The 23,163-nt window shown below is 69.8% G+C and carries 12 protein-coding genes and 2 pseudogenes; 9 read left to right on the plus strand and 5 right to left on the minus strand.

Annotated features, from left to right (window positions below):
• Positions 1–82: 82 nt before the first annotated feature.
• Both J7E89_RS30530 and J7E89_RS30535 read left to right on the plus strand, forming a co-directional pair.
• Entirely contained in the window at positions 83–700 is a 618-nt protein-coding gene (locus tag J7E89_RS30530) for a dihydrofolate reductase family protein (protein ID WP_214977732.1), read from the plus strand.
• A gap of 185 nt (positions 701–885) precedes the next feature.
• A complete protein-coding gene (locus J7E89_RS30535) occupies positions 886–1,653 on the plus strand; it encodes an SDR family oxidoreductase (RefSeq protein ID WP_214977735.1) in 768 nt (255 codons plus the stop codon).
• A gap of 69 nt (positions 1,654–1,722) precedes the next feature.
• On the opposite strand, the gene J7E89_RS42145 is transcribed toward J7E89_RS30535, so the two are convergent.
• The 3 genes from J7E89_RS42145 to J7E89_RS30545 form a co-directional block, all read right to left on the minus strand.
• Complete coding sequence (locus tag J7E89_RS42145; protein WP_308315652.1) at positions 1,723–2,043, minus strand: cytochrome P450; 321 nt, start codon at positions 2,041–2,043, stop codon at positions 1,723–1,725.
• Position 2,044: 1 nt separating this feature from the next.
• The gene (locus J7E89_RS30540) at positions 2,045–2,875 is read right to left on the minus strand and encodes a cytochrome P450 (protein WP_308315653.1); all 831 of its coding nucleotides are present in this window, start codon (positions 2,873–2,875) and stop codon (positions 2,045–2,047) included.
• Positions 2,876–3,054: 179 nt separating this feature from the next.
• Positions 3,055–4,539 (minus strand): NAD(P)/FAD-dependent oxidoreductase, encoded by a 1,485-nt coding sequence (locus J7E89_RS30545; protein ID WP_308315654.1) that lies wholly within the window; start codon positions 4,537–4,539, stop codon positions 3,055–3,057.
• A 486-nt stretch (positions 4,540–5,025) separates the two neighbouring features.
• Here J7E89_RS30545 and J7E89_RS30550 point away from each other — a divergent pair, with 486 nt between their 5' ends.
• A complete protein-coding gene (locus tag J7E89_RS30550) occupies positions 5,026–6,174 on the plus strand; it encodes an AfsR/SARP family transcriptional regulator (RefSeq protein ID WP_251061298.1) in 1,149 nt (382 codons plus the stop codon).
• 1 nt (position 6,175) lies between these two features.
• On the opposite strand, the pseudogene J7E89_RS41280 reads toward J7E89_RS30550, so the two are convergent.
• Positions 6,176–6,506 (minus strand): annotated as a pseudogene (locus J7E89_RS41280) (aminotransferase class III-fold pyridoxal phosphate-dependent enzyme); the annotation flags it as partial.
• On the opposite strand from J7E89_RS41280, the gene J7E89_RS42150 reads away from it, so the two are divergent.
• Both J7E89_RS42150 and J7E89_RS30560 read left to right on the plus strand, forming a co-directional pair.
• Positions 6,399–6,644 carry a hypothetical protein gene (locus J7E89_RS42150; protein WP_214977738.1) on the plus strand — a complete coding sequence of 82 codons (246 nt, stop codon included), beginning with the start codon at positions 6,399–6,401 and terminating at the stop codon, positions 6,642–6,644. The pseudogene J7E89_RS41280 and the gene J7E89_RS42150 overlap by 108 nt on opposite strands.
• A 453-nt stretch (positions 6,645–7,097) precedes the next feature.
• The gene (locus J7E89_RS30560; RefSeq protein ID WP_214977832.1) at positions 7,098–7,562 is read left to right on the plus strand and encodes a flavin reductase family protein; all 465 of its coding nucleotides are present in this window, start codon (positions 7,098–7,100) and stop codon (positions 7,560–7,562) included.
• A 91-nt stretch (positions 7,563–7,653) separates the two neighbouring features.
• Here the strand turns inward: J7E89_RS30560 and J7E89_RS42155 are convergent, their stop codons facing one another.
• Positions 7,654–8,490, minus strand: a complete 837-nt coding sequence (locus tag J7E89_RS42155; RefSeq protein WP_308315656.1) for a hypothetical protein — start codon at positions 8,488–8,490, stop codon at positions 7,654–7,656.
• A gap of 3 nt (positions 8,491–8,493) precedes the next feature.
• On the opposite strand from J7E89_RS42155, the gene J7E89_RS30570 reads away from it, so the two are divergent.
• The 4 genes and pseudogenes from J7E89_RS30570 to J7E89_RS41915 form a co-directional block, all read left to right on the plus strand.
• On the plus strand, positions 8,494–15,756 hold the full coding sequence (locus J7E89_RS30570; RefSeq protein WP_308315657.1) for an SDR family NAD(P)-dependent oxidoreductase: 7,263 nt from the start codon (positions 8,494–8,496) through the stop codon (positions 15,754–15,756).
• Between the two features lie 42 nt (positions 15,757–15,798).
• A pseudogene (locus J7E89_RS30575) lies at positions 15,799–22,363 on the plus strand (type I polyketide synthase).
• 65 nt (positions 22,364–22,428) lie between these two features.
• On the plus strand, positions 22,429–22,842 hold the full coding sequence (locus J7E89_RS30580; RefSeq protein ID WP_214977741.1) for a DUF4440 domain-containing protein: 414 nt from the start codon (positions 22,429–22,431) through the stop codon (positions 22,840–22,842).
• Positions 22,843–22,995: 153 nt separating this feature from the next.
• Positions 22,996–23,163, plus strand: a 168-nt coding sequence (locus J7E89_RS41915) for a GNAT family N-acetyltransferase (RefSeq protein ID WP_214977838.1), incomplete at its 3' end; no start/stop codon positions are given.

Here is a 23,163-nt window from a genome sequence, read left to right on the forward strand (position 1 = left end):
CGCGCCGCCGATGAGTTCCGCCGGCCCGCCTCGTCTACCGGAGGAAGGAAGAACTCACCGGCGACTTCTGTGGAGAGCCAGCATGAGGAAAATCATCGCGCAGCTGTTCATCTCGCTCGACGGCGTCGTGGAGGCGCCCGACCAGTGGCACTTCCCCTACTTCAACGACGAGATGGGGGCGGCCGTCGACGCCACCCTCGGCGGCGCCGACACCTTGCTCTTGGGTCGTAAAACCTACGACAGCTTTGCCGGGGCCTGGCCCGAGCGGGAGGCCGCCGGAGGCGAGGACGCCCCCTTTGCCAAGGTCCTCGGTGACGCCCGGAAGATCGTCGTGTCGAACCGGCGGCTCGAATTCACCTGGCGGAACTCGGAGCAGCTCGAAGGCGATCTCGTCGAGGCGGTCACCGCCCTGAAGAACGAGCCTGGCTCCAGCCCCGTCTGGATGAGCGGTTCCGTCTCCGTCGTCCGGCGACTGCTGGGCGCAGGGCTGCTGGACGAGCTCCATCTGCTGGTGCACCCGATCGCGGTTCGCGCGGGCATGCGACTGTTCGACGAGGGCGAGGCTCCGATCCCCCTGAAGCTGCTTTCCTCCGAGACGTTCGGCACGGGAGTGCTCAACCTCTTCTACGCCCCCGCTGAATCGGCCGGCGAGGCAACCTACGACGATGCCAAGTCCCACCTGTCCCAGCCCGAGCAGTAGCGCGCCGCCGTCGCCGCGCTCGTCGGAGACTGGCCTCGACGGGGGTTAGCGGGCCATTACTCAGCGGTTATCACCCGGTGAGGTGCGCCCGGTTACCGTCTGTTCCGGATTGAAAGCCTGTGCAGTCCCGCATTGCTCAGCCTCTCCTTTCCGACCCGTATTGCGCTATGTCTCAAGGAGCTGTGATGGGAAAGTACGCAGGCAAGAAGGCCGTTGTCATCGGTGGAACGCACGGCATGGGCCTCGCGATGGTGCAGGGGCTGCTCGCCGAGGGCGCCGAGGTGCTGCTGACCGGACGTAACGAGAAGAACATCGAGACGGTACGGCGCGACTTGGGTGCCAAGGCGCACGTCGTACGCTCCGATGTGGCCGACATGGGTGACATCGCGGCGCTCGGCGATCTGGTCGAGGAGAAGTTCGGCCGCATCGACACGCTGTTCGTCAACGTCGGTTACGCGACGCTGGAGCCGGTGGCCCTGGTCACCGAAGCGACGTACGACCGGCAGTTCAACGTCAACACCAAGGGCGTGTTCTTCACGGTGCAGCGGCTGGCCCCGCTCATCTCGGACAACGGCTCGATCGTCTTCACCACCTCGATCGCCAACGTGACCGGCACGCCCGGCATGGGCGTCTACTCGGGTGCCAAGGCAGCCGTCCGGTCCTTCGCCCAGGTCTTCGCCGCCGAGCTGATGCCGCGCGGCATCCGCGTCAACTCGGTCAGCCCCGGTTTCATCCACACCCCCACGATGGGCATCGTGGACGCGTCGGACGAGGACCGCGCCATCCTGATGAAAGTAGGCGACGAGCTGACGCCGATGAAGCGCCACGGCAGCCCGGAGGAGGTCGCCACGGCCGCGCTGTTCTTCGCGTTCGACGCGACGTTCACCACGGGCGTGGAGCTGGCCGTCGACGGTGGCCTCACTCAGCACATCCAGCCCGTTCCCCCGCAGTAGCCCACGGCGCGGCACAGACCTCGTGCGTCGGGTGGTGCCCCCGGACCGCGGTCCGGGGGCACCACCGTCTCAGGCAGCCGCTTCGCCCAGCAGGACCGGCAGGGAACGGTGTCCGTTGGAGATGAAGGACTCCAGCGGAAGGATCCGCTCCGGAGGCTCGGCCGGTGCGAGCCCCGGGAAACGGGCGAAGATGGCGGGCAGGGCGATCGACGCCTCCAGACGTGCCAGCGGTGCGCCGGGACAGTGATGCACCCCATGGCCGAAGGCGAGGTGCTGACGACGCGTGTCGCGGGTGATGTCGAAGTCGTCGGCAGTCCCGCCGTGCTGGAGCGGATCGCGGCCGGCCGCCCCGAAGGCGATCATCATGGGCTCGCCCTTGGCGATCGTCACATCAGGACGCGGCGCCGTCCTTCAGCAGTTTCAGCTGACCGGGGTGGCTGAGGAGGGCGTGAATGGCGTGGTCGAGAAGGTTGACGGTGGTCTCGTGCCCCGCGGTGAACATCAGCAGGATGGTGTCGATCAACTCCCGTTCGCTGAGCCCGGATCCGCTGTCCTCCTCGCGTACGGTGATCAGCCCGCTGGTCAGATCGTCCCCCGGCCGTTCCCGTTTGACGGCGACGAGTTCGCCCATCAGGGCGTACAGATCACGCTCGTTCCTCTTCGCGTCCTCCAGGGAGGCCGAGGTCTGCAACATGGCGTGCACCAGCCTCAGCAGTTCGTCGCGCATGCTCTCGGGGATGCCGAGCAGTTCGGAGATGACCTGGGTGGGCAGCGGGTAGGCGAACTCCGCACGGAGGTCGACCGGTTCGTCTGCCGGCATGGCCGCTATCCGGTCCAGCAGCTCACCGGTGATGGCCTCGATGCGTGGCCGCAGGGCGGCGGTGCGGCGTGAGGTGAATGCCTTGGCCACCAGCTTGCGCAGGCGCGTGTGCTCGGGGCCGTAGGCGGTGATCATGTTGCGGTCGGAAACCCACATGGCCAGGGACCAGTTCTCGCCCAGCTCTCCGTTGGCCCAGGCCGGCCAGTGCTGGTGGGTGTCCCGGGAGACTCTGGGGTCGGTCAGCAACTGCTTGACCAGTTCGTAGTCGGTGACAGCCCAGACGATGACTCCGCCGGGCAGCTCCACCTGTGTGGCGCGCCCCCGGCTGCGCAGCTGAGCGCCCTCGCCGTGGATGTCACGGCCGGACGGGTCGATGACGAAGGGACAGTACTGCTTGCTCACGGTCGGTCTCCAAGATGTCGGCGGCTTGGGTGCGACTTGGGCGGCCGGGAAGGTACGGGCCGCAGCTGTCGCTCATGGGTCGGCCCCCGCACCCGGGGGTCTCCCGGGGACGGGGGTCGACACGTACGCGGAGCCGGGCCGGGGAGGCCCGGTCGTCCGTACGGGGGAAGAGGGGGTGGCTAGGCCCGGCGGGCGAGCGCCGCGTCCTTCAGCGCGGCCCCGCTCACCTGCTCCGCGGCGCGGCGGCCCGATTCGATGGCCCCGTCCACGAAGCCGTGCCAGACGCTCGCGAGGTCGCCGCCGGCGAACGCGATGCGGCCGTACGGCTGCTGGATCGCGGGCAGTTGCCGCAGCAGCTGGTCGGGGCGGCGAAGCCCCTGCGCGCCGCGCGCGTACGCGTCCGTGCCCCAGTCGTGGGACTTGGCCGCCACCACTTCGGCCGTAGGCAGGTACTCCCGTACGGCGGCCTGCACCTGCCCGAGGTTCTTCGGGTCGAAGGTCGGGTCGAAGGCGAAGCCGATCATGAGGTGGCCGTCGGGCAGCTTGCTGAACGGGAAGAGACTCTCGATGCGCTGGCCCTCGTACCCCTGACAGAGCGTCAGCGGGGTCACGCCGCGGACGTGCATCCACAGCTTGACGGTCCGGCGTACGCCGATGCCCTCGGTGGCGGCGTCGGCGTGCACCTTGGGCAGTCCGGGGGCGAACTTGATCGTGTTCCATACGTTCGACGGCACCGCGACGACCACCCGTGAGGCCTCGAACGTACCGCTGTTGCGGGTGACGACGGAGACACCGCGGCCGGTGTCGGCCACGGCGGTGACCGGTGTGTTGAGACGCACGGTCACCGGCTCGTCGGCCAGGATGGAGCGCACCAGGCCGCTCATACCTCCCGCGCCCGGGCGCTGCGACATCAGTGAGAACCAGCCGTCGGCGTTCCAGCCGGTGTGGGCCCACCACTGAGCCAGGGACGTGAGCGCGCCGTCCTTGCTGGAGCCGCCCGCGAAGCCCGCGACCTGGGAGCTCAGCCAGCCGGCGTCCTGCGCGTTGAGATTGAGCCGGGCTATCCGGTCGTGCAGCGACAGGGGGTCGATCGAGCGCAGCAGGTCCGCGCGGAACAGCGGGTCCCTGGGACGCTCGAAGTACTCCTTCGAGCCGTCGAACAGCATCCCGAGCAGCTCGCCGAGCCGGCCGAAGACCTCCTCGGGCTTGAAGGTGGTCGGCCCGGTGGCGGTCGGGTAGATCGCCAGCTCCGGCTGGATCTCCGTCAGCAGCGGGACTCCGTACCGCTTCAGTTCCTCCATGGCGAACGTCTGGGACGGGTGGATCCACTGACCGCCGAGCTCGATCTGCCGGCCCGCGAAGTTCTCGGTCCACGTACGGCCGCCCACCCGGCCCCGCGCCTCCAGCACCAGAACCCGCAGCCCCCGCGCCTGCAGCTCCCGGGCGGCGGTCGCTCCGGCGAAACCGGCCCCGACGACGATGACGTCGTAGCGCCTCCTCACCTCCGCCTCGGTGGGGGCGGGGTTCGCGTGCGCCGCGCCGGTGAGGGCGAGCGAGCCGGCCGAAGCGGCCAGCGCGGTCAGCCCGCCCGCCTTCAGTGCCGTGCGGCGTCCCACCGTGCGGTGCGTCGCGGCGGCGAGCAGCCCGGTTCTGTCGAATTTCACGAAGTCTCCTTGTAGCGCCGGCCGAGCACAAAGCGATTCAGCCCATTGGTATTTCCGCTGCGAACGTAGCGGAGGTGCGTCGAAAGGTGGCTCAATATGTATTCATCGCGCGGTAATTGATTACCTGTTAGTCCGTGATGATCAGCCGGTGCACGAGCCGTGAGCGGTCAAGGGGCGCGACCGGCGACTGGAACCGGCCTGCCCGGCTGCCGTGATGCCGGACACATTGCCCTCGCCGCCGGCCGACGCGCGCTGTCGTCACTGTCGGCCAGGAGGGGAGCGTGTAGGGTCAGGATGCGTCCGAAATGCGAGATCGCAACACGCATTGGCCCCTCGCGCAACGACTGTGGTGGACCGTGAGTAACACGGCCACCTGGACCAGGTCGTCGCGTCCGGGGCCGACAGACGTATATGGGGGAGCAAGATGCTGTGCGGGGGAGGACCGCACACCGTCTTGCAGCGTCCTGCACGTATCAAGGGGGAAGCATGCAGATCCAGATGCTGGGACCGCTGGAAGTCGTCGCCGACAACCAGCCGATCCCATTGGGGGGCACGAGACAACGTGCGACATTGGGCTTTCTGCTCCTGCAGGCCAACAGAGTGGTGGCAACCAGCCAATTACTGAAAGCGGTGTGGGCGGCGGACGACGCCCCCAGTTCGGCGCGGAAGATTCTGCAGAACGCCGTCTGGGGACTGAGGGGAGTGCTCCATGCCCGGGGCTCCGACGGCCGTGGGGGCGGCTCACCGGCACTGCTCACCCAGGCACCCGGCTACATGCTGCGCGTCGAACCCGAGCAGGTGGACCTCTTCCTTTTCGAGCGTCACGCCGCACGAGGGCGGGCGGAGCTCGCGGCGGGCAGGCCGGACGCGGCCGCGCGGTCACTGAAGGAGGCGCTGGGGCTGTGGCGTGGTCCCGCGCTTGCCGACCTGGTCGAGACCGGCATTTCCTGGATGGAGCTGTCGGCACTGCAGGGCGCCCGTGTCGACGCCATGGAGGACTACTTCGAGGCGGAACTGGAGCGGGGCAGGCACCACTCCGTGCTCGGGGAGCTGGAAACCCTCGTCGACAACGAACCGCTGCGTGAGCGGGCCTGCAGTCAGCTGATGCTCGCGCTGTACCGCTGCGGCCGGCAGGCCGACGCGCTCAACGTCTACGGCCGGATACGCTCCGCCCTGGTCGAGAACCTGGGACTGGAACCCGGACACGAGCTGCGTACGCTGCAACAGGCCATCCTCACCCACGACGCGGTCCTCGCCTCGCGAGAGGTCGCGACCCACCAGGACCTCGCCCTCGACTCCGGGCCCGCCGACCGGGCGGTCCTGGTCCGTGACGACGCGAGCGGCCCGGCGAGAGGGACCCGTACCACGGCGGTGGAGGCCGGCGCGGGCACGGCGGACGGCGGCCCCGCGGCCGAGCGGGGCAACACCGTACCGGCGACGACCACCACCGGACCCAGGGCCATGGTCTCCGAGCGCAAGCGGATCAGCGTCCTTCTGCTGCGCACGGAACTGGGGCCGCAAGCCGGCGGCGGTGGAATCGAGTCCGTGGACCGGCTGCTCCGGGACACGGCCGCGGCGGTCAAGGAGGAGATCGAGGCGTACGGCGGCACCGTCGCCGCATCGATCGGCTCCTGAACCTTCAGCACCCGGTCGAGCTCCGCGTGCTTGACCGCGGCCTCGATCGCCTCGGCGCCGCTGTTGGCGAATATGGCCGAGTACGGCTCCTCGGCGCCGGTCTCCCGCCGGATGATCCGGTTCAGCGCCGCGGCGACTTTCTCGGCGTAAGGGTGCCGGGAGAACTGCGCGTGGACCGGCGCCCGGTCGTCCAGCAACTGCTTCGCGTACGCCACGATCCCTGGGTGGTTGTGCCCCAGGATCAGCGAACCGTAGCCGCCGGCCGCGTCGAGGACGGGGACTTCCCGGCCGTCCTCGCCGCGGAGATACAGGGTGTTCCCCTCGGCGCGCACGTACTCGACATCGAGTCCGACGGAGGCGAGGAAACCGAGCAGATGAGGCTCCGCGAGTCCCGGTTCATCGGATACAGAATTCATGGCGACATCCCCTTATTCGGATACCGGGACCTTACCCGCGGTTCGGTCGGCTGATCGGAATGGAAGTCATGGTGCGGTAATCGCCGCCGGTGAGGTCCGGTGAACTACGGGCAGAACATGGTTACTTATGGGTGGGTGGGTGTACGTAAGCGGTCGGATACCTTGGCCGGGTGTTCTCATTCCTGAATTCCGAAAGAGGCGACATGATTTATATATCGGCGGCGGCTGACCTCATGGGGCCGCGTATGCGGAAGATTCCTGGCGAGGGCGAACGGGAATCCCCGGGAATCCATTCCGCCGCCGGCTACCTCTCGTTGATGCTGGGTAGCTCCGGGCCCGGGCAGATGGACCGCTCGCACGTGCCCGCGGCGCCCCGCACGATGGGCCGATGACGTGACGGACAACGGACACACCTCCCACCGGCCGGCCGGCCGCACGTCCCTGCTTCCTGCCCCCAACGGCTCGGCTCTTCCTGCTGAAGCCACCCCCGCCTCGCTGCGCGAAGTGATGTCACGCTTCGCCACGGGCGTCGTCGTGATCACCGTTGGTGGCGAGCACATCCACGGCATGACAGCCAACGCCTTCAGCTCGGTGTCGCTCGATCCTCCGTCGGTGCTTTGCTGCATCGCCCACAACGCGGTCATGCACGGCGCCATCACGAAGGCCCGGCGGTTCGCCGTCTCCATCCTCGGCGCCGAACAGGAGGAAACGGCCCGCTTCTTCGCCGACAAGGCCCGGCCGCTCGGGCCCGAGCAGTTCGACGGCGTCGACTGGCTGCCGGGAGCGCACACCAGGGCGCCGCTGCTCTCCGGCGCGCTGGCCTGGCTGGAGTGCGAGCTCGCCGAGGCATACGAGTCCGGAGACCATTCGATCTTCACCGGCTCTGTGCTCAACTCGGTCCGCGGCCCCGGCGGGTCCGGACTGCTGTTCTTCGAGGGCAAGTTCCAGCGGCTCGCGCCGCCCGCCGGCTGACTTTGCCGGCCTCCCCACCCTTCAATGCCGGTGATCCCGGCGGCCGACCGGCCGCCGGGATCACCGGCATTGAAGGGTGTGTATCCAGTGCCTAGAGGAACGGCGTCTCCGGGTCGAGCCCGAGCAGCACCCGTCCCTGGACCTCTAGGTTCGCGTTGAGCTGCGCCAGCGCGTGCAGCGAGAAGCCCTGGATGTCACGGTGGAACCGCTGGATGTGCACGCCGCGCTGAATCACCGATCCACCGCTCGCGTTGAAGAGGAGCTCGACCGCTTCCTTGCTGAGCTGCGCGGCGAAGGCGGTCTGGCCGCGCACGGCGGCCTTCTCCTCCAGGGTCGGCTGCTCGCCGGCGTCGGCCCGGTCCTGGAGGACCCGCAGCCAGCCGTCGGCGAGCCCCTCGGCCGCGGCGATCTTGTTGGCCGCGGTGGCCACGTGGATCTGGGTGAGAGGGTGCTGCGTCTGGTCCTCCCAGGCGGTGTAGGTGATTCCACGGCCGGGAAGCCGCTCGAGGAAGAGTTCGTACGTACCCTTGGCGATACCGATGAACACGGCGGCGGCCAGGGCCATCACCTGGCTCACCAGACCGTAATTACGCCCCGTCGCACCGGTGTTGGAGCGGTCTCCGGTGGCGCTGAAGATCAGTTCCTCGAACCGGCCCACACGGCGGGCCGGAATGAAGACGTCCTTGGCGGAGGAGGTCGCGCTGCCGGTGGCGCAGCCCGCGGTCACGTCCCAGTCGTCGACGACCGTCATCTCGGACATCGGCAGCAGGGCCATGGCCTCCTCCACCGAGCCGTCCGGGTGCTCCATCATCGCCGTGGCGAAGTTCCACTCGGCGCCGGGGCAGCCCGAGTTGAACCGCAGCCGGGCGTCGCCGACGAGACCGGGCAGGAGGGATTCCCATTCGCCTGGTCCGGAGTCACCATTCACGCCGTGGGTGCGTCGGCCCTGCGCGTGCGCCTCACGCCCACCGGCCCGGAGTCGTTCGCACTCACCGTCGCCGACGGCGTCGGGGCGCCGGTGGCAACGGTCGGCTCGCTGGCTCTGCGGCCGCTTTCGAAGGAGGCGCTGCGCGAGGCCGGAAGCCCTTCCCGCGACGGCCTGCTCGCCCTGCGGTGGACTGCCCTTCCTGCCCGCGAGGAACAACCGCCGGCCGGCGAGGACTGGATGGTGGTGGAGGAGAGCTTCGGCCTCGGTGAGTGGTCCGGGGGTGTGCCGCCGGTGGTGGTTCTTCCGTTGTTGGGGGAGCCCGGTGGGGCTGGTGGGTCGGTTGATGTGCCGGTTGCTGCGCGCGTGGCGGCAGGTCGGGTGCTGGCGGCTGTTCAGGAGTTTCTTGCTGATGAGCGGTTGGCGGATTGGAAGTTGGTGGTGGTTACGCGTGGGGCTGTTGCGGCGGGTGTCGGGGAGGGTGTGACCGATCTGGTGCATGCGGCTGTCTGGGGTCTGGTGCGCTCGGCGCAGACCGAGAACCCCGGCCGCATCGTTCTCGTGGACCTGGACGAGGAGACGCCGACGCTGTCCGCCGTGGCCGTCGTACTTGCGGCGGACGAACCGCAGGCGGCACTGCGTGGGCGAGAACTCCGCGTGCCGCGTCTCGTCCGTACGCGGGCGGCACCCTCCGCCGTCGGCCAGGAGCCGGAACCTCAGTGGGATCGGGGCACGGTGCTGGTCACTGGTGCGACTGGTGCGTTGGGGGGTGTGCTGGCCCGGCATTTGGTGGTGCGGCACGGTGCGCGTCGTCTGTTGCTGCTGAGCCGTCGGGGCGGTGACGCGCCCGGTGCGACGGAACTCCTGTCGGAGTTGGCGGAGTTGGGTGCGGATGTGTCGGTGGTCGCGTGTGATGCGGCTGACCGTGAGGCGCTTGCGGAGGTTGTCGGTGCGATTCCGGCGGAGTATCCGTTGGTGGGTGTGGTGCATACGGCGGGTGTCCTGGACGACGGGTTGCTGACGTCGTTGACCGCGGAACGTCTGGACGCGGTGCTGCGGCCGAAGATCGACGCCGTATGGAATCTGCACGACCTCACCCGCGACCACGACCTGTCCGCGTTCGTCATCTACTCCTCGCTCGCCGGCCTCCTCGGCACGGCGGGGCAGGCCAACTACGCGGCGGGCAATACGTTCCTGGACGCTCTGGCGGCTCATCGGCGGGCGAGTGGTCTGCCGGCGGTCTCCTTGGCGTGGGGCCTGTGGGAGGAGTCCAGTTCGCTCACCGGCGGGCTGGCCGAGACCGACCGCAAGCGCATGGCCCGGTGGGGCCTGCTGCCGCTGTCGTCCGACGACGCGATGGAGTTGTTCGACGCCGCGCCCGCGACCGGTGAAGCGGTCCTCGCCGTCACCCGCCTCGACACGAACGCCCTGCGCAAGCAGGGAGCCGAGACGCTGCCTCTGCTGCGCGGGCTGGTTCCCGCAGCCCCCCGCCGCGCTGCCGGATCGGGCCGAATATCCGGCGATGCGTCGTTGGCGGACCGGCTGGCCGCCCTCACCCCGGCCGACCGGGAGCGTACGATCACCGATCTCGTACGCACACAGGTGGCCGGAGTCCTCGGGCACTCCGACGCGAGTGCGGTAGATGCCGAACGGGCCTTCCAGGAGCTCGGGTTCGACTCGCTGACCGCTGTCGAGCTGCGTAACCGGCTCAACACCGCGACCGGCCTGCGGCTGCCCACCACCCTCGTCTTCGACTACCCCAACCCCGCCGCCCTCGCGGCACACCTCATGCGTGAGATACCGGGCGGCGAGACCCGCACGGCGTACGGCACTGCCTCACTCACCCCGGTCCCCGCCCTTGCAACGCCCGACGAACCCATCGCGATCGTGGCCATGGGCTGCCGTTATCCGGGTGGTGTCTCCTCGCCGGAGGATCTGTGGCGGCTGGTGGAGGGTGGTGTCGATGCCGTATCGCCCTTCCCCGTCAACCGCGGCTGGGACATCCACAACCTCTACGACCCCGACCCGGCACGCGTTGGCAAGACGTACACCCGCGAAGGTGGTTTCCTGCACGACGCGGATCAGTTCGATGCCGAGTTCTTCGGGATGTCGCCGCGCGAGGCGCTCGCCACGGACCCCCAGCAGCGGCTCCTGCTGGAAACGGCGTGGGAGACCGTGGAGAACGCCGGCATCGTGCCCGCCTCACTGCGGGGCAGCCGGACGGGCGTCTTCACCGGAGTGATGTACCACGACTACGGCGCCGGGGCGCAGAACATTCCGGACGACCTGGAGGGCTACCTTGCGGCCGGCATCGCCGGCAGCGTGGCGTCCGGGCGGGTCTCCTACACCCTCGGGCTTGAAGGCCCCGCCGTGACCGTGGACACCGCGTGCTCCTCCTCGCTGGTCGCCCTCCACATGGCCGCCAACGCACTGCGCTCTGGCGAGTGTGACTTGGCCATCGCCGGTGGCGTCACTGTGATGTCCTCACCCCTGACCTACATCGAGTTCTCCCGCCAGCGCGGGCTGGCGGCCGACGGCCGGTGCAAGCCGTTCGCGGCGTCGGCCGACGGCACGGGGTGGTCGGAGGGTGTGGGGTTGTTGTTGGTGGAGCGGCTTTCGGATGCGCGGCGCAATGGTCATGAGGTGTTGGCCGTGTTGCGTGGTTCTGCTGTGAATCAGGATGGTGCGTCGAATGGTTTGACTGCGCCGAATGGTCCGTCGCAGGAGCGCGTGATTCGTGAGGCGTTGGCGAATGCGGGTTTGTCTGCTGCGGATGTTGATGCGGTGGAGGCGCACGGTACCGGCACGCGGTTGGGTGATCCGATCGAGGCTCAGGCGTTGTTGGCTACGTACGGGCGGGAGCGTCGGGCTGGTGGTCGGCCGTTGTGGCTGGGTTCGTTGAAGTCGAATATTGGTCATGCGCAGGCGGCTGCTGGTGTCGGTGGTGTGATCAAGATGGTGCAGGCGATGCGGCATGGTGTGTTGCCGAGGACGTTGCATGTTGATGAGCCGTCGCCGCATGTGGACTGGGAGGCCGGGGCGGTCTCGCTGTTGACACAGGAGCGGGAGTGGCCTTCCGGTGATCGCCCGCGCAGGGCCGGTGTGTCGTCGTTCGGTATCAGCGGAACCAACGCACACGTGATCATTGAAGAGGTCGCCGAACCCGAGGCGAACGACGACGCTGACCGCCCGGAACCGATGACGTTGCCTGTGGTGCCGTGGGTGTTGTCGGGGAAGACGGCGGAGGCGTTGTCGGAGCAGGCCTCGCGGCTGGCGTCGTTCATCGAGGACCGCGCCGATGTCGACGTGGCAGATGTGGCGTTCTCCTTGGCGTCGACCCGTTCGGTGCTGGATCACCGGGGTGTGGTCGTCGGTGGCGACCGCGAGGAGCTACTGGCCGGGTTGCGGGCGTTCGCCCAGGGCGGGACGAGAGCGGGAGCCGTACGCGATACGCGCGGCGGCGGTAGGACGGCGTTCTTGTTTACGGGGCAGGGTGCGCAGCGGGTTGGTATGGGTCGGGAGTTGTATGAGGCGTTTCCGGTGTTTGCCGGGGCTTTTGATGAGGTGGCGGCTGAGCTGGACCGGTATCTGGAGCGGCCGGTTGGTGAGGTGATTGCGGGCGGAGACGGTCTGGATCGGACGGGGTATGCGCAGCCTGCGTTGTTCGCGGTTGAGGTGGCGTTGTTCCGTTTGGTGTCTTCGTGGGGTGTGACGCCTGATTGGGTGGTGGGGCATTCGATTGGTGAGGTTTCGGCGGCGTATGTGGCCGGGGTGCTTTCGCTGGAGGATGCGGCGCGGTTGGTGGCGTATCGGGCGAAGCTGATGCAGGCGTTGCCGTCGGGTGGCGTGATGGTTGCTCTTGAGGCGGCCGAGGCGGAGGTGGTGCCTCTGCTGGCGGGCCGGGAAGATGAAGTGGCCATTGCGGCCGTCAACGGTCCCTCGTCCGTGGTGATTTCCGGTGATGAGGCTGCCACGCTCGAAGTCGCGTCTGCTGTCGAGGCGTTGGGGCGTAGGACGAAGCGGCTGACGGTGTCGCACGCGTTTCATTCGCCGCATATGGACGGGATGCTTGAGGAGTTCCGTGGGGTTGCGTCCGGGTTGTCGTACGGGGTTGCGCACATTCCGGTGGTGTCGACGCTGACGGGGAAGCCGGCCGAGGGTGATGATCTTCGTACGGGGGAGTACTGGGCTGATCAGGTCCGTGGCGCGGTGCGTTTCGCCGACGCTGTCTCGGCGCTGGGTGATGCGGGTGTGACGACGTTTCTTGAGCTGGGTCCCGATGGTGTGCTGTCGGCGCTGGTCGGTGACAGCGGGGTTGCTGTTCCGGCTCTGCGCCGCGACCGTTCCGAGCCCGAGACGCTCGTCACGGCGTTGGGCCGTCTCCACACCCGTGGTGTCCCGGTTGACTGGCAGGCCTTCCTCGCCGCGTCCGGAGCCCGACGCGTCGACCTGCCCACCTACGCCTTCCAGCGCCGACGCTATTGGCTGGAGTCCGGAACCGCGTCACCCGATGCCGCCGGCCTCGGCCTGACCCCGACCGGCCACCCGCTGCTCGGCTCGGCCGTCACCGTCGCGGACTCCGACGAGGCGCTGTTCACCAGCCGCATCTCTCTGGCCACCCACCCCTGGCTGGCCGACCACACCGTCCTGAACACCGTCGTGCTGTCCGCCGGAGCAATCGCAGACCTCGCGATCCGCGCCGGGGACGAGCTCGGGGCCACCGTCCTGGACGATCTGTCCCTTCGGGCGCCGCTCCGGCTCCCCGCGAAGGGCGCCGTACAGATCCAGGTCAGAATCGGCACGCCCGACGCATCCGGTCGCCGCCCCCTGACCGTCTATGCCCGGCCCGACAGTCCGGACGCCCGCTGGACCGTCCATGCCGAAGGACACCTCGGCAGCGGCGTCACGGGCGGCAATGAGGGCCTCGGCCCGGTCGTCCAGGGCGGCGCGGCCCGGCTCCCCGAGGCCAAGCTGTCCGAGGAACTGCTCGCGGATGCCGCGCAGTTCGGTCTGCACCCGGCCCTGCTGGACGCCGCACTCCTCAGCCACCCGTTCACCGCGTCACTGGGGACGGTTCTCGTGCCCGCCGAGTGGCGCGGAGTACGGCTTCACGCCAGTGGCGCCACTGAGGTACGCGTCCTGCTGACCGAGCGGGGTGACAACACCATCTCCGTACAACTCACGGACAAAAACCACCAGTTGGTCGCCGACATCGAAGCTCTCGCATACCGGGAAGTTCCGCTCGAACAGTTCGCCCACCCGCCGGCCGGCGGTCACGGCCACGACGGACTGTTCTTCCTCGACTGGCCCGAGACCGCGCTCCCGGATGCCGGCAGAGAGCTCGTCCTGGGCGTGATGGGTGACGAAGCCGATCAGCTGGGGGATGTGGCGGCTGTGGCCAAGGCGGTCGAGTCGGCAGGTGCGGGCGGCACGGGCAGCCCCATCGACGCCGTTCTCGTCCCCTGGCGGACCGAGCCCGGCCATGATCTGCCCGGCTCGGCCCACAGTGCCACCCACCGGGCCCTGGCTCTCGTCCAGGAGTGGCTTGCCGACGACCGGCTCGCCGGTACGCGCCTGGTTCTCGTCAGCCGCGGCGCGGTGGCGGTCGAGGGCGGTGACGAGGCCGATCCGGCGGCCTCAGCGGTCTGGGGGTTGCTGCGCTCGGCCCAGCAGGAAGTGCCGGACCGCTTCGTGCTGGTCGACCTGGCAGCCACCGGTGACGCGGATCCGGGGACCGGCAGCGCCGGTTTCGCCTTCGACGATCCGGCCACGGCGGCGGCACTGTCCGCCGTCCTCGACTCCGGAGAGCCGCAGGCGGCGATACGGGACGGAAAGATCCGTCTGCCCCGGCTGCGGCAGGCGGATCCCGTACCCGAGCAGGCCGCGCCGTGGAATCCGGACGGCACAGTCCTGATCACCGGCGGCACCGGAGCCCTCGGCTCGCTGTTCGCCCGGCATCTGGCGGTCGAGCACGGGGTCAAGCACCTTCTGCTCGTCGGCCGGAGCGCCCGGCACACCAACGGGACGAAGGAGTTGGCGGCGGAGCTCAACGCGCTCGGGATGACCGACGTCACCCTCACCGTCGCCGAGTGCGACGTGTCCGACCGAGACGCGCTCGCGGCGCTCCTGGCGGGCATCGCGCGTCAACATCCGCTGACCGGTGTGGTGCACGCTGCCGGAGTCCTCGACAACGGAACGGTCGAGGGACTGACCCAGGACCGGCTCGACCGGACGCTTCACCCCAAGGCCGACGCCGCCTGGCACCTGCACGAACTCACCCGCGACCTGGAGCTGTCGGCATTCGTGCTCTTCTCCTCCACGACGGGCGTCCTCGGCGGACCCGGCCAGGCCAACTACGCCGCCGCCAACGCCTTCCTCGACGGCCTCGCCGCCCACCGCCGGGCCGACGGCCTGGCCGCCACCTCGCTCGCCTGGGGCCTGTGGGACCTGCCGGGCAACGCCGGTGCCGGCATCAACGCCCACCTCGACGCGGGTGACCGAGCCAGGGCCGCCCGCGACGGCTTCCGCCCCGTAACACCGGCGCACGGGCAGGCGCTCTTCGACGCCGCGCTCGCCACCGAGCACGCGGCTCTGGCAGCAGTCCCGCTGGATCCGGCGGCGGTACGGAGCCGGGAGACCGTCCCGGCGCTGCTGCGAGGACTCGTCCGCAACGGGGACCGTCGGCGCATCGCCAGGGGGTCCACGCCCCTCGCGGCCGAGACGTTCACGCAGCAAATCAGTGAGCTGCCCACGGAGGCACGGCACAGGGCCGTGCTCGATCTCGTACGGGCCGAGGTCTCGGCGGTACTCGGGCACCTCGAACAGCACGCCGTCGAGGCCGAACGGGCCTTCCAGGACCTGGGGTTCGACTCGCTCACCGCGGTCGACCTGCGCAACCGGCTCCACCGGGCGACCGGAATCGCGCTGCCCGCGACCCTGGTCTTCGACCACCCGACACCCGCGGAGCTCACCGCGTACCTGCTCACTCAAGTGGCCGCCGCACAGAACGAGGGGGGCCGGCAGACCGCGCACGCCGACCTCGACAGGCTGGAATCGGCGCTCGCCGAGATCTCCGGGGACGCGGCGCTGCGAGGGGACGTCGCGGTACGGCTCAGGCGCATCCTTTCCCGGCTCAGCGATGCCCCGGGCGCGACGGACGCAGCGTCGGACGCCGCGGAGGGCGCCGATCTGACGGACCGAATCGAAGCGGCCTCCGCCGCCGACCTCTTCGACCTCATCGACAGCCAGCTCGGCGGCCCTGCCGCCTGACGCGGCCCCCCACTTCGCAGTCCAAGGAGAGATTGATCCCCCATGACCAATGAAGAGAAGCTGGTCGAATACCTGAAACGGGTCACGGTCGACCTGCAGAAGACCCGCCAACGCCTCACCGAGCTGGAGGAGGCGGCCGCCGAGCCCGTCGCCATTGTCGGCATGGCCTGCCGCTATCCCGGCGGCGTCTCGGACGCCGACAGCCTGTGGCAGCTCGTCGCCGAAGGTCGCGACGCCATCACCGAGTGGCCCACCGACCGCGGCTGGGACCTCGACGGCCTCTACGACCCCGAGCCCGGGAAGCCCGGCAAGACGTACACGAAGGAAGGCGGCTTCCTCGAAGGCGCCACGCGGTTCGACGCGGCCTTCTTCGGGATCTCGCCGGGCGAAGCGCTGGCCATGGACCCGCAGCACCGGGTGCTGCTGGAAACCGCCTGGGAGCTCTTCGAGCACGCGGGGATCGACCCGACCACGCTCAAGGGCACCAGCACCGGCGTCTTCGCCGGCATCGTCGAGCAGAGCTACCTCGGCCTCGACGGCCCCGAGGAGTTCGAGGGCTACCTCATGACGAGCAAGCTGGGCAGCGTCGCGTCCGGCCGTATCGCGTATGCCTTCGGCCTCGAAGGGCCGGCCGTCTCCCTCGACACGGCTTGCTCCTCCTCGCTGGTGGCCCTGCACCTGGCCGTGCAGTCGGTACGTTCGGGGGAGACGACGCTCGCCGTCGCCGGCGGTTCCACCGTCAACGGCCACCCCGGCGGCTTCGTCGACTTCTCCCGCCAGAGCGGGCTCTCCGTCGACGGCCGCTGCCGTTCCTTCGCGGCGTCGGCGGGCGGCACCGGCTGGTCCGAGGGCGTCGGGGCTGGTCCTGGTGGAGAAGCTCTCCGAAGCACGCAAGAACGGCCACCGGATCCTCGCGGTCGTCCGCGGCAGCGCCGTGAACCAGGACGGCGCCTCCAACGGCCTCACCGCTCCCAACGGCCCCTCGCAGGAACGCGTCATCCGGCAGGCCCTCAAGAACGCGGCTCTCACGACCGCCGACGTCGACATCGTCGAGGCGCACGGCACCGCCACCACACTCGGCGACCCCATCGAGGCCCAGGCGCTCCTCGCCACCTACGGCAAGGGACGGTCGGCCGAACGCCCCCTGCGCCTCGGCTCGTTCAAGTCCAACATCGGTCACACCGTCGCCGCGGCCGGTGTCGGCGGCGTCATCAAGATGATCCAGGCCATGCGGCACGGGGTCATGCCCAAGACGCTGCATGTGGACGAGCCGACGCCGGTGGTCGACTGGAAGTCCGGCTCGGTCGAGCTGCTCACCGAGGCGTGCCCGTGGCCGGAGCTGGACCGCCCGCGCCGTGCCGCCGTCTCGTCCTTCGGGGTCAGCGGCACCAACGCCCACGTCATCCTGGAGGCGGCGCCCGACAGCGAAACCACCGGGCAGCAGGCCGCGCCGGGCGCGGCCGCCGAGCCAGTGTCTCTTCCCGTCGCGCCGTGGGTACTCTCCGCCAAGTCGCAGCAGGCCCTGCGCGGCCAGGCCGGGCGCCTCGCCTCCCACCTGGAGAAGCACGGAGAACTCGGCCCGCTGGACGTGTCGTTCTCGCTCGCCACCACCCGCGCCGCCCTGTCCGAGCGCGCACTGCTCGTCGCCGGTGACCGTGACGGCTACCTGGCGCAGCTGCACGCCCTGGCCGCCGGCCGGTCCGGTACGGGCATCGTGACCGGCACCGCGGGAACCGCCGGAAAGACCGTGTTCCTCTTTCCCGGGCAAGGTTCGCAGTGGACCGGGATGGCCGTGGAACTGCTCGACACCTCGCCCGTCTTCGCCTCCCGTATCGACGAATGCGCCCAGGCCCTGACCGAGTTCACCGACTGGTCGCTCCACGACGTCCTGCGCGGCACCGAAGGTGCGCCCGACATCGAGCGTGTCGACGTCGTCCAGCCCGTCCTGTGGGCCGTGATGGTGTCGCTCTCCGCGCTGTGGCGGGCCCACGGCGTACATCCGACGGCAGTCGTCGGGCACTCCCAGGGCGAGATCGCGGCGGCGACCGTAGCCGGAATACTCTCCCTCCAGGACGGCGCGCGGGTAGTCGCGCTGCGCAGCCAGGCCATCGGCAGGGTGCTGGCCGGTCTCGGCGGGATGGTGTCGGTCGCACTGCCGGCCGATCAGGTCCGTGAGCGGATCGAGCCGTGGCAGGGCCGGATCCAGCTGGCCGCGGTCAACGGACCGTCCTCCGTGGTCGTGTCCGGCGAGGACGGCCCGCTGGAGGAGTTCCTCACCGCGGCCAAGGCGGACGGGCTGCGAGCGCGCCGCGTACCCGTGGACTACGCATCGCATTCCGCGTACGTCGAGCTGCTCCGCGACGAACTCGGCACGCTGCTCGCCGAGGTGAGCCCGCGAAAGGCAGAGATCCCTCTGCTGTCCACGGTCACCGGCGCATGGGTCGAAGGCCCCGAGCTCGACGCCGGGTACTGGTACAGCAACCTGCGCCGTACCGTCGAACTGGAGCAAGCCACCCGGACCCTCCTCGACCAGGGATACTCCACCTTCATCGAGTCGAGCCCGCATCCGGTGCTGGTGACCGGAGTGCAGGAAACCGTCGACGACTCGCCCCGCGACGCCCTGGTCATCGGCTCGCTGCGCCGTGACGAGGGCGGTCTGGCACGCTTTTGGACCTCGGCGGGCGAAGCGTACGTACGCGGTGTCGCGCCGGACTGGAGCACTGTCTTCGCGGGGACCGGCGCCCGCCGCGTCGACCTGCCGTCCTATGCCTTCCAGCAGGAGCGGTACTGGTACGAGTCCGGGGGCGCCCCCATCGACGCGGCGGGCCTGGGCCTCAGCGCGACCGGCCACCCGCTGCTGGGCGCCGCCGTTGCCGTCGCGGGCCCGGCGCCCGGGGACGGCGCGGTAGTGGCCGCCGCGACGGAGACACTCTTCACCAGCAGGGTCTCGGCGCGTACGCATCCGTGGCTCGCTGATCACACCGTGCACGGCCGCGTCGTGCTGCCGGCCTCGGCCCTGGTGGAACTCGCGGTACGGGCCGGCGACGAGTTCGGCGCCACCGTGCTGGACGACCTCTTGGTCACGGCGCCGAATCTGCCCGCCGCCGGTGGCATCCAGCTCCAGGTCAGCGTGGGCGCCGCGGACGCGGACGGCAGGCGCTCGGTCACGATCCACGGCAGGCCCGACGAAGGAGAGGTCGCCTGGTCGCCGCTGGCGCAGGGCCGGCTCAGCGTGCAAGGCCCCGGCACCTCGTTCGACCTCGGAGTCTGGCCACCGCGGGGAGCGGTCGCCGTCGACCTCGAAGGCGCCTACAAGCGGCTGGCCGGTGCCGGGCTCGGTTACGGCCCGGCCTTCCGGGGCGTGACCGCCGCCTGGCGGCTCGGAGCAGACCTGTTCGCCGAAGTGCGGCTCCCGGACGAGGAGCGGATGTCGGCCACCGAGTTCGTCCTGCACCCGGCGCTGCTCGACGCCGCCCTGCACTCCGTACTCCTCGCTGACGAAGCGAGCGCGGCGCGGGAGGCCACGGACTGGCGAGGTGTGCGCCTGTACGCGACCGGAGCGTCCTCACTCCGCGTACGGCTGACCGTCGCCGACGACGGCGTGGTGTCCGCACAGCTGGCAGATCCGGCGGGGCAGCCGGTCGCGCACATCGCCTCGGTGGGATCGCGCCCGCTCGACGCCGACGCGACGTCAGGGGCACGCGAGCACGACGCGCTGTTCCAGGTGTCCTGGTCACCGGTCGGGTTCCCGGCCACGGGCGCGTCCGTCCACCGTCCCGTCCTGGGCGTGCTCGGCGACGACGACGGTGAGCACGCCGATGTCGCCGCCGTGGCAAAGGCGGCCGAGACGGGCGGTCCGCTCGACGCCGTTCTCGTCCAGTGGCGTACCGAACCCGACAGCGACATGCCCGGCTCGGTACGCAGGACCACACACCGGGCGCTGGCGCTGATGCAGCAGTGGCTGGCCGACGACCGGCTGGCCGACATCCCGCTCGTCTTCGTCACCGCCGGAGCCGTTGCCACGGGTACGGAGGATGTGAGCGACCTCGGGGCCGCCGCCCTGTGGGGTCTGTTGCGCTCGGCCCAGTCGGAGAACCCCGGCCGGATCGTGCTCATCGACACCGACGGCTCCCCCCAGTCGCAGGCTGCGCTACCGGCGGTGCTGGCGCTGGGCGAGGAGCAGTCGGCCGTACGGGAAGGAAAGGCGTTCCGGCCCCGGCTCCAGCGGGTTTCCGGGACAGCGGGCGCGTACCCCGCCGCGTCGTGGAACCCCGAGGGAACGGTCCTGATCACCGGTGGCACAGGCGGACTCGGCGCGTTGTTCGCCCGCCACCTGGCCGGCCGGCACCGGGTGAAGCACCTTCTGCTCACCAGCCGTCGCGGACAACAGGCGGACCGGGCCAATGAGTTGGCGCGAGAACTGACAGCGCTCGGCGCGCGGGTGACCATCGCCGCCGCCGACGCATCCGACCGCGACGCGCTCGCCCGGACCATCGACAGCATCCCGGCTGAGCATCCCCTGACCGGTGTCGTCCACCTCGCGGGTGTCCTGGACGACGGCCTGATCGCCGCGCAGACTCCCGAGCGGCTGGACGCGGTCCTACGGCCGAAGGCGGACGCGGCGTGGCATCTGCACGAGCTCACGCGTGACCTGGATCTGTCGGCGTTCGTACTGTTCTCTTCCCTCGCCGGTGTGATCGGCGGCGCCGGTCAGTCCAACTACGCCGCGGCCAACGCCTTCCTCGACGGCCTCGCCCAGCACCGGGCGGCCCGGGGGCTGCCCGCCGTCTCGGTGGCCTGGGGCCTGTGGGCCCAGACCGGCGGAATGACCGGGAACCTCGACGAAGGGGACCTCCAGCGCATCGCCCGCGCGGGGTTCCGGCCGGTCACGCCGGACCAGGGCGTGGCCATGCTGGACGCCGCGCTCGCCCAGGGGCGTCCCGCGCTGGTCGGCACACCGCTGGATGTCGCGGCTCTGCGCGAGACCCCGGAGCGTGCGCCGCTGCTGCTGACCGGACTCGCCCGTACGCCCGTACGCCGCGTTGCGCTCGGCGCCGCCACGGTCACCGGGTCGCCCGCACGCGCGCTGCTCGGGCTGACGGACGCGCAGCAGCACGCGTATGTGCTCGATGTGGTCAGGGCCGAGGTCGCCGCCGTGCTCGGCCACCCCGATCCCGGCGGCATCGGAGCCGACCAGGCCTTCCCGGGGCTCGGGTTCGACTCGCTGACCGCGGTGGAACTGCGCAACCGGCTGACCACGCTGGCCGGAATCCGGCTGCCCGCCACCCTGGTCTTCGACCACCCGACGCCGGCGGCGCTCGCCGGACACCTGCGTACCGTGCTTCTCGCCACGCTTGGCGACGCGGGCACGGGACGAGGACAGGGACAGGGGGCCGGGCCGTCGGCCGGGGCGTCGGCGGGAGGTGCGGCCACGCCCGGCGTGGACTTCGCCACCGAGATCGTGCTGCCCGAGGACGTGCGCCCGGCGGACGAGGTCGCGCGTAGCGTGAGCGACCCGTCGGAAGTCTTCCTCACCGGTGCCACCGGCTTCCTCGGCGCGTTCCTGCTGCGCGACCTGCTGCGGTCGTCCACGGCCAGGATCCGGGTGCTCGTACGCGGCGCCGACCGGGCCGACGCGCTGGCGCGGCTGCGGGCCAATCTGGAGTGGTACCGCCTCTGGAACGAGGTGGACCAGGACCGTATCGACGTGGTGGTCGGCGACCTGGCACAGCCCCGGCTCGGCCTGGACGAGGAGGAGTTCGACACCCTGTCCCGGACGGTCGATGTCGTCTACCACCCCGGGGCTTCGGTCAACTGGATCCACCCGTACCAGGAACTCAAGGCGGCCAATGTCTCCGGCACCGTGGAGATCCTGCGGCTGGCGGCCCGCCACCGCACGGTACCGGTGCACTACGTGTCGACCACCGGGGTCTTCTCCGGCACGCACGGCGGCGGCGGAGACGCGCTGAAGCCCACGGAGCCGACGGGGCCCGGTGAGGCGCTGCCGACCGGCTATGTGCAGAGCAAGTGGGTGTCGGAGCAGATCATCGACATCGCCCGCGAGCGCGGCCTGCCGGTCTCGGTCTTCCGGGTCGACGTGATCTCCGGTGATCAGGACAACGGTGCCTGCCAGACCCGCGACTTCGTCTGGCTGAGCCTCAAGGGGATCCTGCAGGCCGGTGCGGTCCCCGAGGGCATGGCCGGCCCGCTCCACCTGATGCCCGTCGACTACGTCAGTGCCGCGATCCTCGAGATCTCCCGGAAGGAGGAGGCCGCCGGCCGGACGTTCCACCTCTACAACCCGGACGAACTGACCTTCGCCGAGGCCGCCGAACATCTGCGGTCCTTCGGATACCCGCTGGGCGAACTGCCGTGGGACGCCTGGCTGGAGCGGGTGACGTCCGACCGCGACAACGCGATGGTTCCGCTGCTCGACGCCTTCGAGATGCTGAGCGCGAACAGCGACGGCTTCTATCCGCCGATGGACGTCTCCGACACCCGCGCGGCCCTGGAGGGCACCGGAGTCGAGTGCCCGCCCGTGTCCAAGGCGCTCTTCGCGAAGTACGTCGAATTCTTCGTAGACGCGGGCTATTTCCCCGCCCCATGACCCCCCACTGCCACCCCCCACAAAACAACAACCGAGCAGGACACCAAGAGGGAGCATCGACCGACATGACTGCCACCACCACCGACCTCAGCAATCTGGTCCTCACCGACGACGTGGAGCAGCAGAACCAGGCCTTCATCGACGCCTTCAACTCGGGTGACGGATCCATTTTCGACCAGCTCTACCGCGACGACGCCCTCTCCAACCTCTCGGGCAGCCCGCTGACCGGCGCCGAGCGGACGCAGGGAATCATCGATCTGCTGAAGACGGGACCGACCCTGGATTCCAAGGTTCTGCACAACTACGTCGCCGGCGACGTCTCCCTGGTGATAGTCGAGTTCCACCTCGAGGTCACCGACGAACAGGGCAACCGCCAGAAGATCTCCGGCACCTGCACCGACGTGATGCGCCGCACCGGTGAGAACCGCTGGATCATGGCCATCGACCGTCCGCTCGCCGACGAACTGCCCACGAAGTAACGCCTTCAGGAGAGCGCCACACCTCCGGGTGTGGCGCTCTCCGGCACGGCGGCGAGCTCGGTGTGCGGAGTGCTTTTCTCGTGCCCCTAGGGCGTGTATCGAAAGTGCCTGGTGAGGATGGCGGAGAGCCCATTTGTGATCCAGAATGATTGGATGGTCACGCTTGAGACTCCCCGTTTGATCCTGCGTCGCTGGCGCGAGGAAGACGTTGCGCCCATGGCTGCCGTCAATGCCGACCCCGAGGTCATGCGGTGGATCCGTGACGGCAGCGTCCGTGACGAACAGCAGACTCGCGGCGGGGTCCAGGCATGGGAGAGCGAG

The organism is Streptomyces sp. ISL-100 (assembly GCF_018614615.1).
Lineage (GTDB): Bacteria > Actinomycetota > Actinomycetes > Streptomycetales > Streptomycetaceae > Streptomyces.